Consider the following 18957-nt stretch of genomic DNA (forward strand, 5'->3'; position numbering starts at 1 on the left):
AACGCTCGGCTGGGAAACCCCAGCCGAGCGTCTGTCTAAACTGCTCGCGGCTTGATCAACTCACCGCGTGTTGCGACGACCCCTTGAATTCGCCCGTCAACGGGGCCAATCGCTCTAGCCGCAGGTCAGCCCGTGTTGCCCCCATCGGGTCCAATGGGGGCAACACCGTCAGCGTGACTGGCCCTGCTGCCGAGTCTGGTCGGTCGTCGGTCGCGGAACGAATGCCGATGGCCCGGCCTCCGGGCGCGTGGTCCGGGCCGGTGCAGCCGCCCGCTGCTGCTTCCGTTCCGGCGCCTCGGCCTGCTGCTGGGCCGGGGTGAGCTGCCGGCGCCGGTGGACTTCGGCGTCGACCTGTTCGGTCTGTTCGTGCAGCTGCTCGGCCCAGGCGTGGGCCCTGGTGCTCTGCTCGCGGGCGTACAACTCGTCCTCGCGAGCGGCAGTGCGGGCCCGCTCGATCAGCTCCCGGTCGGCACCCTGGTCGGCGAGGCGCTGAGCCATGCGAAAGGCGCCGTCGGGGGCCTCGGCCTCCGCCAGGCGCCGGGCGGCCTCCTCGGCACGGGTCAGCCGGGTCTGGCGTTCTTGGATCTCCCAGTCCGTCAGCATCTGCAGCGGCGTGGGCGAGTCGAGTTTCAGCGCCTCCGCCGCCGCACCCCGCCAGGCGGACGTGGCGGGCACGGGCTGTTCCGGGGTGCTCACCTGGGACCTCTTCCTTCACTCGGTCTGGGCATGGCCGCTACGCCGACATCCCCCGGGAACCCGCCGGGGCGGCGGGAGCCGCGACCCGGGGGCGCGGCGCGTCAACCTGCGGTGCGGCGGCCCGGGGGGCGGGCGCGGCGGCGGTGAGGCCGGGCGGCAGGGTGACCGCGAGCCGCCCGCCGTGGTGCTCGGCCAGGGTGGCCAGGGCCCGCAGGGCCTCGACGTCGCCTTCGGCGAACCGGGGTGGTTGTCCTGCCTGGGCATGTCGGACGTTCGCGGCCGCGGCGCGCTCCACCAGTTGCTGGGCGGTCCGGCCGACGTCCCCGTACGGGCCAGCGGCCGTGCCGGGGCCGTCGGGCAGGTCAGCCGCAGGCAGCCGCTGCCATGCCTGCCGGAACGCGGCCACCCGCGGGTGCTCGGATGCGGTGGTCAGCTCCTGGCCCATGGGGGTGTCGCGCCACGCCTGGAAGGCCTCGGCGACCTCCCGGGAGGCCTGCGCGGCTTCCTCACGCGTCCCGTACGGGACCGGGGCGCCGGTCCGCAGGGTGGTGCGCAACTGCTGCACCTCGGCAGCAACGTCGTCGGCAGCGCTGTCCGGGGCCTGGCGGTCGGGGCGAGGGATGCCGGGGGTGCTATAGGTGAGGGCGGCGTCGCCGAGCCCCAGCAGGGCCTGGGCGGTGGGCAGGTCGCCGCCTCGGCGGCCGCGGGCCGCCAAGTCGGCCAGGGCCTGCGCGCCGGTCGCGAGCACCGCTGTGGTCCGGATGGAAATCGTGCGCCAGAAGCCCTGCACACGGATGTCGTTGCGCAACTGCTCGAAGTACGCGCCCGCCTTCTCCCGGAGGACGTTCCACAGGTGGGCGGTGGCGCCCCGGACGGTCTGCAGCCGCTGCCACTCCGGGAAGTTCTGCAACGCGGCCGAGTGCTCGTCGGCCTGCCGCAGGGCCTCGTTGACCGGCTCCGGGTCTCGCCGCCGCGGGGGTGCGGCGTCGTCCTGGTCGTCCGAGGCGGGCGCGGCTTGCTGTGCGCGGTCCGCACGCTCGGCGGGCACGGCTCGCTGCCACTGCTCTTCCAGCTCCCGCAGCGGCGCGTCGACGGCTTCGAGCAGGTCCTCGACCGTGCCGTGCTCGGGCGGGACGATGTCCGCCCAGGCCTCCGCGACGGTGGACGCGAAGGCCTCCTTGATGCCGACCGGTTCGTACGGGTCACCATCCGGGGCCGGGGTGTCGTCGCCGGGTGTCTCCGTGGCCGACGGCTGCGCGCCGGGGGCCGTCTTGAGGCGCCACTGCGGGACTCCGTAGGCGTCGTAGAGGACGCCGCCCTCTTCACGCCATGCACCGGTCGGCAGGTCGGTGCCGGTCCACAGTGGAACTTCCTGCTGGTCTCGGGAGGGCGCTGCCGCGGCCCGGGCCAAGGCGCGGGCCTGCAGCGCGTCGCCGAGTTCTTCCGCCGGCGGCTCGGGCCGAGTATCGGGCTGGCCCTCCCAGGGCATGGCGCTTGCGGCGGCCGCAGATTCGGATGCCGTCTTCTGTGACTCCTCCGGTGCCACGTCGTCGGCGGAGGCGGCAAGATGTTGCGCGTCTTCTTCCGCCCGGGTAGCGGCCCGCTCTGCGCTGACTTCCTCCACGGTCGCGGTGATCTGCTGCTGCAGACGGGCGGATTCGCCGACCACCAGGGTGAGCGGATACGCCATGTGCTGCCGGGCATCCGTCCCCGGCCGGAGGCTGTCGCGCCAGGCGCCGGCGGCCTGCTGCAGTGTCTTCAACCGCTCGACGATCTGGATGGCGCCGTTCGCGGTCCCGGCCGGGGAGTCCGGGCGCTGCCAGGGCTGCAGGCCGTCGAACAGCTCGCCGAGACGCTGGAGTTCGGCGAGCTGACCGTAGGTGGAAGGCCAGGCCCGGGCGGCGGCGGCCTGGACGGCCTGTTGGGCTTCGTCCAGGAACCGGCCCAGCTCGGTGCGCAGCGCGTCGGAACGGGACACGGGGCCCTGTCGTCGGAAAGCGGCGGGCTCGTTTCCCAGCGGCTGCCCGGTCGTGTACGACCACAGCTTTGCACCCTGCCGGGCGGCCTCCTGCGGGGTGGAAGCCAGCGGCGTCACGTCGTCGGGGACGCCTGCCGCGCCTGCGGCTACGCGGGCGAACCATCGGTTGGTGGCCGACCGGTGCAGGGTCGCCACCAGGACGCTGTACCCCTCGGGGACGCCGAAGCTGACTTCACCGGCGTCCGGTTCCTGGTCCGGCAGTCCTGACAGATGCAGGAAATAGCGCCCGTCCCAATCCTGTACCTGGGCGGGAGTGACGACGCGGGCCAGGTCTGCCTCGGCCGGCTCGGTGGGTGCGGCCATCGGGGTCTCCTCCGTTCGGTCGGGTGCAGCGGTCTGTGCCTGGGCCGCCAGGGCCTCCAGCGGGGAAGGGACCTCGTCCGTGCCGTCCGTCACCGCGGGCGTGCCGACGAGTCCTTCGGTGTACCAATCGGGCACGGGCGGGTCCTCGATCGGCAGCGTCTCGCCGCTCTCGGTCGCTGTCAGCGCCGGCGGGGAATCGGTGGCGTCCGGTGGCTCGACGTCCGCAGGTACGTCTGTGGCGTCAGGTGAGTCTGTGGCGTCTTCGTCGCCGGACGGAGCCGCAGTCGGCGCTTGCGGCGTTGTGCCGGCGCCTTCGTCTCGGTCCGACGCAGCGGCCTCTTCCGGCTCGACCGGCGAGGCCTCCGACCGTGTCCTCGCGTCCGCGCCGGTGGGCTGCGCGGGGGCTGGGCGTGGTTCAGCGGCCTCGAGTTCTCGTGCCGGCTCTGGGCCAGGAGCGTCGGCCGGTGGGGCACTGCGCTCGGCGCTCGCTTCGCCCGGTCCGAAGAGTCCCAGTTGCCCGGCGGAGGAGGTCTGAGAGGCGATGGCCGTCTCCTCGTCGCGGGCAGGTGGCAGTGCCTTGGGCGAGGGGTGGACTTCGCCGCCTGCTTCCTGGCCTTCCCCGGCGGCATGCTGGTTCGCGGTGTGGTCGGTGAACGGCTGATAGGCCGTGGCGATCGGTTCGTGGGCGGCAGCCTCGTCCACCGCAGGTGCCGTCTGTCCCTCCTCCGATCCGATGGCTGGTGCCGGACCGGTCTCGGCGGGATCCTGCGCAGCCGTCGGATCGGCGGGATCCTCCTGTGCTGGGTCAGTCGGCGGGGCGGGCTCGGGGTCGGCGACCGCGCCCTCCGGTTCGCTGTCCGGTGCACGGATGTCGGCGGCCGGGTCGGCCACCGGCTCCACCTCCATGGCGGGCGGCTCCGGCTCGGCGACGGCCGGCGGTGCGGTCTTCGTGTCCTCCGCGGCATCGGTGCCGTCGTCGGGCGGACCGTCCGGCGAGGCCTCCGCCGTTGTCCCGAACAGGTCGAGCTGTATCTCGGGCTCGCTGTCCGCCTCCGCCGCCGAGCCGTCCGGTTCGGGCCCGGGCGCAGGATCGGCTGTCTCCGCGGCAGGTCCGGCCGGTTCCTGTCCGACCGGTGCTGCGGTGGTCTCCGGTCCGGTCTCGGTTGCCTCTTCGGCGTCCTGCGGGCCGGGGTCGGGCCCGTCGTAGGTGTAGGGGACACCCATCTGCTCGAAGGCGGCACGCAGGCCGCGTACGGCCGTGTCACGGTGATCGAAGGGGGTGTTTCGCTGCTGGTACCACTTCTGCTGGCGGCGCGACCATCTGAAGCCCAGGTCGTGCAGCGCCTCGCGGATGCGCTGGTCTCCCCCGCGCGGAGTGTTGCGGACCTCGGTGCCCTCGGCATCATGAATGATCAAGATGCGGGCCGCTGCCGCGTCCGCGGCTTCGAGCTCCGCCTCGGACTCCAGCTCGATGACGGTGCCGGGCGAGGCGGCGAGGATCGTCTCCAGATCGACCGTGAGCAGGGGCTCTGTCTGGTCGCCGTACAGCGTGAGCAGGTCCATGCTGAGGCTGGTCATCTGCTCGCTCTGCGCGGCGCGCCTCTCGCCGACCTGATAGTGGACCCACTCGTGGTAGCTGCGGCGGAAGCTGCCGCCGAGGCGCTCCCCGACCTTGCCGATCTCGTGGACCAGGTCCAGGAACGGGTTGTCCGGGTCATAGGAATAGCCGACGCCGGGGCGGTCGATGTAGGCCACGACGTCCCTGCCGGACAGCTTGTGGCGCTGCAACAGCGGCTCGTAGTACCGCAGGACGGCCGCGCACCGGGCCATCGCCGGGGAGGGCCCGGTGCGCGGCTCCGCCTCCCCTTCTGTCTCCGCCGGCGCAGGGGCCGGGACTTCCTGCCCGGGCGGGGGCTGAAGTTCGAGGTTTGTGTCCACCGCGGGGGACACGTCCGCTTCGGACGCCTTTCGTTCCTCGGGCTCGACGTCGGAGGACGGCAAGGACCGTTCGGCCGCATCCTCGGGCGCGGCGGGCTCTGGCGCGGGCTGGTGCCGCTCGGACGCGGTCGCGGCCGCGGTGTCCGGGGCGGGCTGGTCGAGGACCGGCCGTTCCCGCAGTTCAGTCGGCGGGGCGTCATCCTGTCGCTCGGCGGCGGCCGAGGAGGATCCGACTGCCCGTTCGGATCCGGCTGCCCGTTCTCCTTCGCCACCCGATGCAACCTCGGCTGAAGCCGCCTCGGCGTCTGGGTGTGCCACGACTGGCGCGCTCTCCAGGTTGATGTCACCGCGGGCGAGCGCTTGCCCCTGCTGCTGGATGTGGTGTTCGTCTTCGATGGTCTTGCGCAGGTCGGCGATGTGCTCGCGCAGGGCGGCAAGTTCCTCGTTGACTTCCTCGGCGGCGCCCTCGTCGACGCTCGCGGCCCGCTCGACGCGCTCGGCAAGGGCGGCCTCCTTCTCGTTGGCGACCACGAGCTTGCCCAGGGCGCGTTCCTCGCGCTCCTTGGAGCGGGCTTGGATGCGGTAGGGGTTCTCGTCCTTCTGGCGCAGGTTGGCGGCGATCTCCTCGCGGCGCTCGCGCGCGGACGCAACCGACTCGTCGAGCTTGTCGAGGTCGTCGTCCAGGTGGTTGAGGAAGTGCTCCAGGCTCTGGATGGCGCCGCGCCCGTTGGACCGGGTGACCGAGGACGCCTGCCACTGCGCGCGGTCCTCGCGCTGGCCCATGGGGACGACGTGGCCCCAGGCGAAGCGCAGGCGCAGTTGGCGGCGGCCGCTGGCCCCGTAGGCGATCTCCGCATGGAAGTCCTGCCCGCCGAAGGTGCCGACGGGGATGCGCTCGCCTGGCCGGATCGACTGGTCCCCGGCGATGGCGACCATGCGGGCGCCCAGCGCGTCCGCGGCCGCATCGCGGCTGCGGTAGGTGGCGTCCTCCACGGTCAGGGCGAAGTGGTCGCCGGTTGTGGGGCAGCGGTCCGGGGCCGCCGCCCGCATCCCTTCCAGGGCGGTCTCCGCCCGGGCGAGGAACTCGTCGATGTCCGTGAGCTGCTGGGTACGGGTGTCCTGCTGGCGGTCCCAGCTACGGGCCAGGCCCTGCAGCCGGGCACGCTCGGCGGTGGCCTCGGCCAGTTGCAGGATCGCCGGGTCACCGGAGGCCAACGCGGCGAGCATGCCGATGTTGATGGCGTCGGCGCCGATGTCCTCGATCTCGCGGGCGCTGAAGTCGCGACGCTGGATCTGGCCGATGAAGCGGGCCTTGCGGGCCAGGGTCGTCAGCCGGAACTCATCGAACGTCCGCTCGGTGATGTAGTAGATGATCCGGACGTCGTCAGGAGTGTTGTCGACCCACGGGGCGTTGAGGTTGCCGCGGCGCTCGATCCGCCCGTCGCGTTGGGCCATGTCGGCCGGCCGCCACGGGTAGCTCAGGTGGTGCAGGGCGACCGCCCGGTCCTGGATGTTGGTGCCGGTGCCCATCTTCTGGGTACTGCCGATCAGGACGCGGACGCGTCCGGCGCGGCAGTCGGCGAACAGCTTCTCCTTCTTGCGGTCGGTGCCCGCCTCGTGGATGAAGCGGATGGACTCGCGCGGCATGCCCCGGGCGACCAGTTCGTCACGCAGGTCCGCGTACAGGTCGGCGGCGTGCTTGGCGGTGCTGCCCGGGGTGCCCTCGTCCAGGAAGACGAGCTGGAGGCCGCCGGGCAGGTCCTGCGGGGTCGGGTCGTCCGCCGAGACGGGATAGACGATGTCCTTCGTCTCCTGCCAGATCTCCGCGATCTTGTCCGCCGCGTAGGGGATCTTGCTGCCCATCTCCTTGCTGCCGCCGACGGAACGCATGTCGGTGGCGGCAGCGTCGGCGAGGTCGCCGATCTTGGTGAAGTCGAGTACGGCTTCACCGGTCGCGGGGTCGACGCTGGTGATCTGCCCCGGCGTGACGCCGAGGTTGCGCAGGGCTTCGGTGGCGTCGACCAGGTCCAGGTCGACGGAAGCGCGCAGGCCTTCGCCGAGGGCCTTGAGGACACCGCCAGGCTTGCGCACCCACGGCTTGTGCGGCAGTTCCTTGATGAACTGCCGCTGCGCCGGCGTGGGCGGGATGAGGACCGTCTCACCGCGCTGCCCGTCGCTCTCCCGCACGGGCGGGGTGGGCAGGTCGAGGTCTTCGGCCATCTGCACGTCGGCGAACGTGCGGTAGGCGGCCATCAGCTCCGGCACGTTGAAGAACCGGGAGAAGCGGGCCTTGTACCTGTAACCGTCGCCCTTGGGGTCGGGCTCGAGCTGGCTCACGACCTCGCCAAAGGTCGCGGCCCAGTTGTCGAAGGCGTCGAGCCCCATCTCGTCCAGCAGATGCGGAGCGAGGTAGCGCTTGAGGACGTAGGCCTCCGTCACCGAGTTGGCGATCGGTGTGCCGGTGGCCAGGGTCGCCACGCGCTCGGACTCGTTGGTCTCGCGCAGCCAGGACAGCACCATGTGCAGCTTGGTGGCCTTCGCCGAGCCCTGGATGGCGGCGCCGGGGATCGCCGAGACGGTGCGCAGGTTCTTGTACTCGTGCGCCTCGTCCAGGAAGACGTAGTCGATGCCGGTGTCCTCCAGGAAGACGCCGTTGTCATCGGCCATGGACTCGATCTGCTGCTGGAGCTTGGCCTCCGCGTTGGCCAGGGACTGCTCGATCTGCTTGACCGTGTTGCGGTGCATCCCGGACTCGGCGGCGATGTCGAGCTGTTCGCGCAGCGACTTCATCTCACGGTCGAGGTATGCGCGCTGGGTCTCCGGGCGCACCGGCACCACGTTGAAGGCGTTGTGGGTGAGGATCACCGCGTCCCAGTCGCCGCCCGCGATCCGGCCCATGAACTTCGCGCGGTTCTTCTTGCTGAGGTCGCTCGCGGTGATCGCCAGGATCTTGGCGTTCGGGTAGAGCTGCCGGAATTCCCTGCTCCACTGCTTGAGCATGTGGTTGGGGACGATGATGCACGGCTTCCTGGCCAGGCCGGTGCGGCGCAGCTCCATCGCGCCGGCGGCCATGGTCGCCGTCTTGCCCGCGCCGACCACGTGCGCCAGGAGCGCGGTCGGTTCGTTCACGATCCGGCGGATCGCGGCGTTCTGGTGCTCCTTCATCGTCCAGTCGTTGATCAGACCGGGAAGGGTCAGCGGGGCGCCGGAGTACGTCGGCATCACCAGGTTGTTGAACGCCTCGTTGTAGAGGCCCGCGAGCCGGGTCGCGCGGGTCTCGTCGGCCCACACCCAGTCGTCCCAGGCCTCGGCAATGAGCTTGGCCTTCTCCTGGGCCGCGTCGGTGGCGTCCTTGTCGACGTAGGTGCGGCCCTCGTGGTCGGTGTAGGTGACCTGGATGGTCGACTCGGTCTGTCGCAGCAGCGCGGTGAACAGGTCTTGGGCGGGCCGGGGGCCGGTGCCCCACTCGGTGCGCGCCAGGTCCCCGTTCTTGGCGCCACGGACCTCCCACACGGTGCCGCCCGCGTGCAGCACGCCGGCGTCCTCGAACCCGAGGTGGGCGAGGAAGTCGTTGTAGACGTCGACCGGGATCCACGGGGCGCCGATCTTCGCCTTGATCTCGGAGGGTGCCAGGTCGTCGGGCTGGACCCGTTCCAGGGCGGCGACATTGCCCTGGAACGTCGGGTCCTCGGCGACCCGCGCCCTGGCGGCCGCGAGCTTGGTGCGGACGTTGCCGGACAGGTAGCGGTGGCTGGGCTCCCAGGCGTCGCCCTGTTCCGGGTCGCGGTAGGCCAGACCGGCGTCCGCGCACTGTGCGGCCGCGCTCTCCTCGTCCATGCCGAGGAGGCCGGCCACGCGCCCCATGTCCAGGCGGCCGCCGTCGTACTCCATCGCCAGGGCGATGGCGTCCTCGTGGCTGTTGGCCCGGACCGGCAGGCTCCGCGGCTCCAGGACCCGGCGCAGGAGCACGTCCTGTTCGATGCCCTTGCCGGTGCGGTCGTCCCACTCCTCCAGGCCGAACAGCAGCGAGGCGTCGGGGTCGTCGTCGATCCAGGCGAACGCGGTGCGCTGCTTCCAGGACTCCGGGACGTCCTTCAGGCCCTGCGCCGTGGCCTGCGCCCTCGCCTCGGGCGGCGTGAACTTGTAGTGCTGGCGCGGCTTGGTCAGCGGCGGATGGCTCTTGCGGTAGTCCCGCCAGGCAACCCGGAGTTCGGCGCGGAGCCGGGCGAGCTGCGGGGTCTCGCCGGGCTCCGGGGTGTCGGCCTCCGCCGCGTACAGGGCCAGGGTCAGGCCCTTGAGGCGGATGAGCTGCACCATCTGCTCACGCTGGTCGGGGTGGATCTCCAGCGGGACCGGGCGGCCGCCGTCGATGATGGTGGGGTTGCCCTCCGCGTCCAGCCCGAGGGCGCCTTCCGTGCCGCTGGTGACGATCGTCTGCACCGGTTCCGTGCGCTGGTCGGCGGCGGCGGTCAGGCCTGCGGCCCGCGCTTCCACGGAGATGGCGGCGGCCGCGGCCGCCAGGGCTTCGGCCGGCGCCTGGTCGGTGCGGCCGACGACGGTGACCTCCGGACCCCACTCCCGGGAGCCCGCACGCAGCTCACCGAGTACGTACTCGGGATGGGCGTCGAAGTACGTGTTCACCGCGAGTTCGTCGTCGTGGCCGGGCAGCACCCGCTTGCGGGCGGTCAGCCACGTCTTGTCGCCCGGCTCCTCGCCGTCCATGCGGCGCCGCAGGAACAGCACGTCGGTGACCACGTCCGTCCCGGCCGCCGCCGCGTGTGCCCGCGCCGGCAGACGGACCGCGCCGACCAGGTCGCCGAGCTGGTACATGCGCTCGCGCGCTCCAGGATTCTCCGCGTCCAAGGTGTAGCGGGAGGTGATCAGGGCGACGATGCCGCCGGGACGGGTGGCGTACAGCGACTTCAGCACGAAGTGGTCGTGGATCGAGAGCGCCAGGTCCGGATTGTGGACCTTGTCGAACCGCTTGTACCGGCCGAAGGGCACGTTGCCGACCACACCGTCGAACCCGCCGTCGGCGAGCGGGACCTCCTCGAGGCCGCTGCTGATGATCTGGGCGTCCGGGTACAGGTGGCGGGCGATCGCCGCGGTGGTCGGCTCGACCTCCACGCCGGTCATCCGCACCGGCTCGTGCGTCAGAATCGGGGCGAAGCCGATGAAGTTGCCCGATCCCGAGCCGGGTTCGAGGACTCGGCCTCCCCGGAAGCCGAGCTGACGCATCGCGTCCCAGATCGAGCGGACCAGGTCGGCGTCGGTGTAGTGCGCGTTGATGGTGTTGCGGCGGGCTGCCGCCCACTCGTCCTCGGTGAGCAGGGCCCGGATCTGCTCGCGCAGGTCACCGACCGCTTCCCAGCGCGCGGCGGCCCGCTCGAAGACATCGTCCGCGTCGAACGCGGCCCGTGCCGGCCGCGGATTGAAAATGACGGGCAGGGCACCCCAGCCGGACCAGCGTGCGAGGATGCGCTGTTCCTGCTCGGTCGCCGGGCGCCGCTCGCGCTCCAGGACGCGCAATGCCTCCAGGGCCGCCAGGTTGGCGCGGGCCCGTTCCCCCTGCCCGGACGGGGCGAGGTCCTGCTGCCCCTCCGGCCGGAAGCGGGGCGGAGCTACATCTCCCGGTGCTCCGTCCCCGGCTCCTTCTCCAGCCAGATCTCCTCGTCGTACACCAGCTCCTGCGCCTGCGAACGCGTCGCCCGCCGGGCCGCCGCCCGCTGCCCCGCCGGAAGCTGCTGGAGCAGGTTCTGCGTCAGCGTCCCGATCTTCTCCGTCACTCGCAGATCCAGGGCGTGGAAGAACTCCTCCTGCTGTTCCTCGTTCCCCAGCTCCGCCAGTGCCCGCGGCCGGTACGTCTCCCAGTACTCCCGTGCCAGCTTCCCGTGCCTGCTCAACTGCGTCACTGCGGTGTTCCTCCTCGACACGAAGCGCTCCCTCAGTCTCCCTGGTGCTCAACGTGTTCTCCCCGTGTCCCTACGACGTCTCGTCCCTGGTCAGGCCAGGCCTCGCTACAGCGGCGGGTCCAGCTCGGCGGCCATGCGCCGCACCTCGGCCTCGGCCGGGTGATTCGCCTTGTCCGTGGTGTCGGCGGAGGTGGCCAGGTACAGCTCCCACTCCTCGTCGGCCTGCGGGTTCGGTGGAGGCGGCAGAGGCGGATCCTGGTGGCCGCCGACACAGGCGGGCAGCTTCATGTACGGCTTGAACGCGTGCACCGTGTTGATCCACTCGGCCTCGGCGAGCTCGCGCCCCGGGGTCTTCTCGCCCTCGTAGGTGCGCAGCCAGCCCAGGTACAGGGCGGTGAGCATCTCTCGCACCCACCGGTGGCGGTACCAGCAGGGCGGGATCTCGTTGTGCAGCTCGGCGGTGCGGCGCAGCCATTCCACCCAGGTGCGCAGCTCGCGCAGGCGCGCGCGGCGCTCGGGCGGGGACATGGCCGACCACACCCAGCGGCGCGGCTGCGGCGGTGCGCTCTGCGCGGACGGGCCGGCGGGCCACAGGGCGGCCGGGTTGTCGAGGGGGTCAGCCACGGCCCGCCCTTTCCACCGCGGGCGCCGCGGCCTTGTCCGGGCTCGCCGGACCGGCTCCGGCACTCGGCTGAGGGGCCGCCAGCAGCCGTTTGAGGTCCTTGTCGCGGAAGGTGAGCCGCATCTTCACCTTGATCGGCGCCTTGTTGGAGTACTGGGCGATGGCGGTGAAGTCGTCCAGTTGCTGCAGGGAGTGCACGGGAGCGAGATCGGTCTCGGTGGGAGTGGTGTTGGTGGACACCTCGCCGCGTGAGCGGCCGGTCGACGTCCTGCCCACTTCGGTGCGGCCGTAGAGGCCGGAGAAGTAGCGGAGGGTCTCCAGGTCGCCGCAGCCGGGCAGCAGCATGCGCAGACCGCTGGCGGACAGCACGGTGTTGGCCTTCTGCGTGCCGAGCCGGTCGCGCAACTGGGAGAGGTCGTGCCACACGGTGAGCACCACGATGCCCATGCCGCGGCCGGTGGTGAGGATGTTGGGCAGGCGGGGGTAGCGCAGCATGTTGCCCGCCTCGTCGACCAGCACTCCCAGCCCGGGGTCGAGGGGCTTGCCGGTGGTGTTGTAGGCGACCTCGGCGCCGTGGATGATCGAGGCGATGATCGAGGTCAGCAGCGGGGCGAACCGTTCGGCGTCGGCCTCGGAGGCGATCAGGCACACAGTGCCGTTCTTGGTCAGCAGGTCCTCGACGGTGAAGTCGGTGCCGGCGCAGGTCTCGCGGACCTCCTCGTCGGCGTAGACGCGCGCGAGGACGTTGAGGCTGAACTGGATGGAGCCGATGCCGTCTTCGTGCAGGCGCAGCCAGGGGGAGGCGTAGTCGTCGGCGACCTCGTTGTAGCCGTGCTGCTGCAGCACGGAGCGGACGTGGTCGACGGCGTCCTTGCCGAGGGAGAGCCAGCGGCGCATGGCGTTGATGCCGCCGCCGGAGAGGTTGGCGGCCAGCAGGACGCCCTTGAGCACGCTCTTGGCCTGGTCGATCCAGGGTGCGGCGCGCTTGTCGTCGCTGGAGGAGGAGGCCTCGGCCATCCACGCGGCCATGCGGTCGGCGGCCTTGGCGTCGGTGCAGTACTCCACCGGGGACCACTTGTCGGTCTCCCGTCCCGGGATCCCGGCCGGGGCGATCACCCAGACCGGGCCTAGGGCGCGGCGGCGGGCGTAGATGATGTCGAGGTCGGCGGCCTTGGTGGTGGTCACCACGAGCGGGCCCTGCCATTCAGCGGCGTTGGGCAGCACCAGGCCGGTGGTCTTGGAGGAGCCGGGCACCCCGAAGACCGTGGCGCTGATGTTGGGCTGGGCGGCCACGATCTTCCTGGTGTTCATGCCGCGGCCGGCGGTGATGCGGTTGGCCCGCAGCTTCGGGTCCTGCGGAGCCTTGAGCTTGCGTTCGACCTTCGCACCGCCCCACTGGGCGCCGCCGGTGTGGCCGCCGGAGTTCAGCTTGGTGACGGCCTTGAGCAGCAGCAGGAAGAACGTCAGCAGCAGCGCCACGGTCAGCAGGTAGAACAGCCAGGCGGGCGGAGTGGGGGAGAACACCGTGCCGGGGCCGTTGACCAGGGCGCGCAGCACGGTTTCCGGGACGCCGGCCGTCGGGTGGGCCCAGCCTCGGCCGGACAGCAGGGCGGCGAGCGGGGCGGCCAGCAGCACCGCCCCGCCCAGCGCCACGGCGAGGCCTGCGGCGTAGGCGGCGAGCAGCGTGTTGTCGTCCAGGCCGCTGCCGGCGCTCTTGTCGGCCACGGTCAGATCACCATCTTCTCGTCGGTCTCGAAGAGCTGCTGTTCGGTGTGGGAGAGCATCAGTTGCACGGCGTGCGAGCCGCCGCCGCGGCCGACCTTCCACAAGGCCCTGCCTCGCTGTCCGGCGCCCCAGGAGCCGATCAGGTCACACTCGGCGTCCGTGAGGCCGATCGCCTCGCGGGTCAGGCGCAGCGGGCGGGTGTCCTGAGCGAGCTGGATACGGGTCTCGCAGGAGCTGATGAGGTCCTTGGCGATGTTGACGGCCTCGGAGCCGGCGGCGCCGACGCCTTCGAAGTCCGAGAGCCGGTGGGTGGCCAGGAGCTGGATGGTGCCGGTCGCCCGGGACAGCCGCAGGTCGGCATCGATCTTCTTGACCTGGGAGGCGCCGCCGGAGCGCATCTGCCGCCACAGCTCGTCGCGGACGACGATCCAGGGCCGGCTGCCGGGGCGGTCGATGGCGGCCTGGGCCCAGGAGGAGACGCAGGTCAGCACCATGGCGACGGTCTCGTCGCCGTACTGCTCCAGGGCGGAGATGTCGACGGACTGGATCGGAGCGTCCCAGTCCAGACCGATGGAGGTCTGGTCGTCGAAGAGGCCGGCGACATGGCCGTTGACCATGGCGCCGAGGGCGGAGCGGATGGACTCCATCTGCTCGCGGGCCCGCTGCACCTCGCGGTCACGCACCCGGAGTTCCTCGGCCATCGCGTCACTGGGGTCGCGCAGCTTGTCGTAGACCAGCGGCAGCGTGGGCGTCTCCAGCCGTGTCTGCCCGTACAGTTCGCCGGTCACCTCGCGCACGGCGACGTCGAGGGCCTCTTCCTCCTGCGGGAGCAGGGTGCGGCGCAGTTGGAGCTCCAGCAGCGCCTTGAGCAGGGTCAGCCGGCGCCGGTGGATCTCCCGAAGCCGGTTCTGCAACTCGCCCGGGTCCTTGATCAGCTCCAGGCCGGAGCCGAGGGGTCCGGCGTCGAGCGGGTTGACGCGTCCGGGCAGGCCGGGGCCGAGCCGGACCGGCTCCACCCCCAGGTGGCGGCACAGGGCGGCGTACTCGCCCTTCACGTCCCCGGCGATCAGGGTGCGGTGGCCGAACGCCATCAGCCGGAAGCACAAGGCCTTGATGTGCGCGCTCTTACCGGAGCCGGGGATGCCGGTGATCATCACGTTGGGGTTCGTGCACAGCCCTTCCTTCACCCAGACGGCCGGGTGCGCACTGAACGCCTCGGTGGTCAGGGTGTTCTGCCCGATGTAGGCGCCGACCGGGGGCAGGCTCGCGGCGTGCAGGAACGGGTAGGCGCCGGCGGCGTTGGCGGTGTCGGCGCGTACGACCTCGACGCGGGGCAGGGATGCGGAGCGCCCGGCGTACGGATGCGCCCAGCCCTTCTTCGGGGCGATCCGCATGACCGTGTCGGGGTCTTCCAGCAGCCGGGCCCGGCGCTGTTCGCGGGCGCTCCGGGCCGGTTGCGGCGCCTCGGCAGGCCGCTTCTCCCAGCCGGTGGCCTCGCCGAAGCCGGCCTCTTTCAGCATCGTGTCGCCGTTGTCGCGGCGCTTGAACAGCAGCGGTGCCATCAGAAACCGATCCTCCGGTCGGGCAGGCCCTGGCCCAGCGGCAGCGCGGCGGCCGCGAACCCGACGTCCTGGGCGCCCCACATGCGGCGCAGCTCCAGCCCGGAGGCGGCCGCGTCGGCCTGCAACTCGGCGCAGGCGGTCTCCAGCTCGCCCAGGTCGGTGACGGTGACGGCGAGTACGGCGGTCAGCCGCACCACGCCCTGTCCGGAGGCGCGGGCGACGTCCTGGGCCTTGGCCTTCTCCGCTTCGAGGAGTTCGTCGGCTGACTCGTCCTGGCCGGTCTTGGCGCGCAGCTGGCGTGCGGACTGCCGCCTCGCCTTCTCACGGGCCAGGTCCTGACGGGCGCGGCGCGGGCCGATGGGCTCGTAGACGACGCTCAGGGAGCGGCGGGCGTTCTGCCGCGGCCGCAGCAGTGGCTGCAGGAAGGTCGCGTATACGTCGGCCTGCGGCCAGGTGCGCACCTGGTAGGAGACGGTCCAGGCGCCGTCGTGGCGGTAGGTGCCCCAGTCGGTCTCGGCGTACGCGGGGCCCGCCAACTGCGGGTCGAGGCCCGGCGGCAGGCCCTGCCAGTCGGGTTCCTGGGTGGCGGCGTTGCGGGTGGCGAGCATCAATTGCGCCTCGGGGTCGTAGGCGGTGCGCACCACCTGGGCCAGGGCACGCGGCGCGAGCCACTCCACGACCTGCAGGCTGGCGGTGGACAGGGCGCTGTGCATGGCGTGCAGCTCGCGTACCAGGACGGCGGCCGCGCCGACCTGGCCGCCGCCGGCGCCCTTGATGGCCAGCCTCGCCTTGGGCGCGGACAGGGTGACGGACAGGTACGTCTCGCGGGTGGTGGCGGCCGGGCCCGCACCTTCCATCAGCTCCGTCAGGGCGGCGACCGCCTCCTTCGGGGCGTCCGGGGCGAGATGCCGGTCGGTCCACGAGCGCAGGGCCGCGCCGTCGTCGGGCAGGCACCGCTGGTGCACGGCCAGCCGGATGATCGGCGAGTCCTCGGTGCAGAAGCCGCGCAGGAAGCCCGCCCAGGCGGCGACGCGGGCGGTCTGCCGGTCGCTGTCGATCAGCGCGAGCCCGGGGAAGGTGATGCGGGCGACGGCGGTGTAGGTGTTGGCGACTGGGTCGTGGGAGACGCCGAGGGTGCCGCCGAGGCCGTCGGGAGCCTCCAGGAAGCGGAGGCGGGCCAGCACGCCGGGCAGGTCCATCGGCTGCTGCCCGGTCTTGGCCGAACGCGGGGCGAACGCCCCGGACATGAACACGTTTCGCCGGGTGGCCACGTTGATCTGATGCCTTACTGCGAGAAGGATCCATTCGTCGGCGCTCAGGCCCAACACGCGCCCGAGGGCGAGCGCGAACAGCACGGCCGCGAGCGGCACGCACACCAGCGCGGCCGCCCAGCTGCCCAGGTTGAGCGGCGTGAGCAGCAGCACGCAGCCGCCCACGACCAGGGCGAAGCCGACCCCGCTCAGCCGGCCCATGAACCCGCTGCGTTCGGACTGCCAGCCGCCGTAGGTGACGGGGGTGGAGCTGGACATGGGTTATCCCTCCCTCGGCGCACCGCTGGCGCTGGGCCCGCTGGTCTGTTCGGCGGGCGCCGGAGCCGCCCTGTCCGGCCTGCGCGGGGCGATGACGACGTGACCGCCGCCCGGCGAGGCGGTGTCCAGCCCCGCGTGCGCGGCCGTGTTCGCCATCCCGGACTCCAGAACGCCCTTGCCCGCGGCCATGACCTGCAGGCCCAACCCGAGAGGGCCTGCGACCCGGGTGCTGAGACGCCCGCGCCCCGCCCCCTTCCCGAAGGAGCCCTGGAGCTCCCCTCCGGCCGTGTTCGTGAAGTCCTTCTTGGCCCCGGAGCCCATGCCCGACTGGGCGTTGTCCCGTTCCAGGGCCCGGGTGTAGCCGGAGCCTCCGCCGACCATTCCGGCCCCGCTCATCGAGCTGGCCGAGGAACCGACCGAGCTCATCAGGCCGCTGGCCATGGCGGCGCCGGCACCCAGGGTGGAGAACGTCATGAACTTGGCGATGGCCGGCCAGCAGAAGCACGCCATGAGGAAGATGACCAGGCCGACGATCATGTTCTGCACGCCCTCGCCCTGCTCGATGGCGAAGAAGCCGATCGCGAAGCAGAACGTGATCATCGGCTTCATCAGGATGAGTGTGAGCAGCGCGTCGCGGGCCTTGGGCCACCAGTCCTTGGTGGCGTCCGACATCTGCCCGACCAGCGTGATCGGCATGGTGGCGACCAGGATCATGATTCCGGCCTGGCGCAGCAGCATCTCGACCCACAGGGCGCCGATCGCCAGGATGCACACGATGCCGATGACGATGACCACGGCAACCGCAGACGCGTCCAGACCGGCACCCGTGATCAGCGCGCCGCCGGCCGTGGCAGCACTTCCGCTTCCGATCAGGCCCGCGAACATTTCACCGAACTTGGCCTTCAGCGCATCACTCGCCGACCCGTGATCCGCAGTACTCGCGCCGTGAAATCCGTAGTTGACGATCCAGTCGGACAGTTGGTCGGAGAACTCCAGCGCGGTGGTCGTGACCGTCCAGTACGCGGAGAGGATGACCACCCACTTCGCCAACCCTGAAATGGCGGTTGCCGCAGGTCCGCCCTGGTGGCTGATCGCCACCTTCCCGAACTGCAGGAGCAGCAGGAACACGGCGATGACCACGGACAGGGCCATGGCGATCCCCATCGGCTGGCTGATGCCGGTGGAATCCAGGTTGATCACGGACGTCTTGTTGAAGATGTCGGCGAAGGACTGCAGCAGCCAGACCACGGCGTTGCCGATGTACTGGGCGGCCTCCTCCAGCGCGTCCCGCGCCAGGTCGGAGATCTTCTTGCCGACCCAGTCACCGAGGGTCTGCCCGCCGATCGGCCCGTACTTCTGGTACGCCGCTTCCTTGCAGGCGCTGAACGACCATCCCTTGTCATCTATGCACTTCGTCAGGAAGCCGTTCCACTTGTCGTAGTCGGCTTGCTTCAGTTCACCCTTCCTGACCGCCTCGATGTTGTCCTTGCGCCACTTCTCCAGCTTCTTCTTCTGGACCGCCTTCCAGGCGCCGTCGCTGCACTCCGGCGACTTTTCGCCGCCGGCGTTCTCGCACTCTCCGATGGTGCCCGGCAGCTCGCCGACCTCCGGCATGCGGCAGATGCTGTCGTCGTTGATTTCGTCGTAGAGGCAGTAGTGGCCCTGCTTGTCGATGCCGCAGGTTACGCCGCCACTCCAGTCGACCGGGCATTGTTTGCCGCTGTCCGGTCCGTAGTCGAGGTGGTATTTCGCGTCATCCTTGGCCATGGCCACCGGTGCAGTGCTCAGACTGGTGCCGAAGCAGAGCAATACGGCGGTCAGCAGAACGACGAGGCGGACCGAGAGACGCGCATGGCGTTCAGTCCGCATGCCTCACCTGCTGCCAGCCGTCTGCCCAGGAGACATGCTCATCAGGGAAGTAGGCGCTGGGGAAAGAGCGCTTCTTCCAGTACTGCGGCTCGTTCGTGATTTTCCAGGCGCCGTCCTGCCACTTCAGCAGCAGGTCGGCGTCCTGGTCCTTGAGCGGGTCGTCGTCCGGGCTGCCGTCGGCCTTCGTGGCGTACCGGTCGTAGTTCATCCAGATCTGCACGACCTTTCCCTCTGTCCCGGTCAGGGAGGTCGCCCGGACGGCGTTGACCGCAGTGCTGAAAGTGATCCCGGCCGGAGTGCCACCTGATGGTGGGAGACCGGCCTGCTCACGCAGCTTGCGTACCTCGGAGATCATCTCGTCGGTGTAGCCGTCGGCGTCCGGAGAGACGATGGCGTCCAGTTGCTGCCGGGCCTTCTGGTCGTCGAGGAAGGCGTACTCCTCCCAGAAGTACACCGCGGTGGAAATCGCTCCGACCGGGCCCTTGGAGAAACCGGTGGACAGTCCGTTCTTCTGGCCGGTCGGCTTCTCCAGGACGAGTTTGCGGGCCTTGTCCGGGGTCATCGACGTCTGCCGGCCGTCGGACGACGCAGACGGCTTGGCCGTGGCCGGCGAGGGCGAGGCCGTGCTGGACCCGGAGTCGTCGCCTCCGAGCATCGTCGCCGCCGTCACGCCGCCGCCGATCAGCGCACCGACCACCAGAACGCCCAGCGCGGCGAGCGTGAGCCGGGCCTTGCGGGTCTTGTTGTCGCTCACCACGCCCGC

At 71.1% G+C, this 18957-nt stretch carries 9 protein-coding genes; all 9 read right to left on the reverse strand.

Annotation, left to right across the window (positions count from 1 at the left end; genetic code table 11):
- Window positions 1–168: 168 nt before the first annotated feature.
- Window positions 169–696, reverse strand: a complete 528-nt coding sequence (locus tag ACH4ZX_RS36550; RefSeq protein ID WP_398282589.1) for a hypothetical protein — start codon at window positions 694–696, stop codon at window positions 169–171.
- A gap of 37 nt (window positions 697–733) precedes the next feature.
- Complete coding sequence (locus tag ACH4ZX_RS36555; protein WP_398282591.1) at window positions 734–10504, reverse strand: SNF2-related protein; 9771 nt, start codon at window positions 10502–10504, stop codon at window positions 734–736.
- 92 nt (window positions 10505–10596) lie between these two features.
- On the reverse strand, window positions 10597–10887 hold the full coding sequence (locus ACH4ZX_RS36560) for a hypothetical protein (protein ID WP_398282593.1): 291 nt from the start codon (window positions 10885–10887) through the stop codon (window positions 10597–10599).
- Between the two features lie 105 nt (window positions 10888–10992).
- A complete protein-coding gene (locus ACH4ZX_RS36565) occupies window positions 10993–11511 on the reverse strand; it encodes a hypothetical protein (protein ID WP_398282595.1) in 519 nt (172 codons plus the stop codon).
- On the reverse strand, window positions 11504–13234 hold the full coding sequence (locus tag ACH4ZX_RS36570) for a type IV secretory system conjugative DNA transfer family protein (protein ID WP_398282597.1): 1731 nt from the start codon (window positions 13232–13234) through the stop codon (window positions 11504–11506). The genes ACH4ZX_RS36565 and ACH4ZX_RS36570 overlap by 8 nt, the downstream gene beginning before the upstream one ends.
- A 2-nt stretch (window positions 13235–13236) precedes the next feature.
- Window positions 13237–14796 carry a type VI secretion protein gene (locus ACH4ZX_RS36575; protein ID WP_398282599.1) on the reverse strand — a complete coding sequence of 520 codons (1560 nt, stop codon included), beginning with the start codon at window positions 14794–14796 and terminating at the stop codon, window positions 13237–13239.
- The gene (locus ACH4ZX_RS36580) at window positions 14796–16325 is read right to left on the reverse strand and encodes an SCO6880 family protein (protein WP_398282601.1); all 1530 of its coding nucleotides are present in this window, start codon (window positions 16323–16325) and stop codon (window positions 14796–14798) included. The genes ACH4ZX_RS36575 and ACH4ZX_RS36580 overlap by 1 nt, the downstream gene beginning before the upstream one ends.
- Before the next feature lie 3 nt (window positions 16326–16328).
- Window positions 16329–18194 (reverse strand): hypothetical protein, encoded by a 1866-nt coding sequence (locus tag ACH4ZX_RS36585; protein WP_398282603.1) that lies wholly within the window; start codon window positions 18192–18194, stop codon window positions 16329–16331.
- Window positions 18184–18948 carry a hypothetical protein gene (locus tag ACH4ZX_RS36590; RefSeq protein ID WP_398282605.1) on the reverse strand — a complete coding sequence of 255 codons (765 nt, stop codon included), beginning with the start codon at window positions 18946–18948 and terminating at the stop codon, window positions 18184–18186. Before ACH4ZX_RS36590 ends, ACH4ZX_RS36585 begins: the two co-directional genes overlap by 11 nt.
- Window positions 18949–18957: the final 9 nt, after the last annotated feature.

Origin of the sequence: Streptomyces sp. NPDC020490, assembly GCF_044335305.1 — a bacterium.
Lineage (GTDB): Bacteria > Actinomycetota > Actinomycetes > Streptomycetales > Streptomycetaceae > Streptomyces.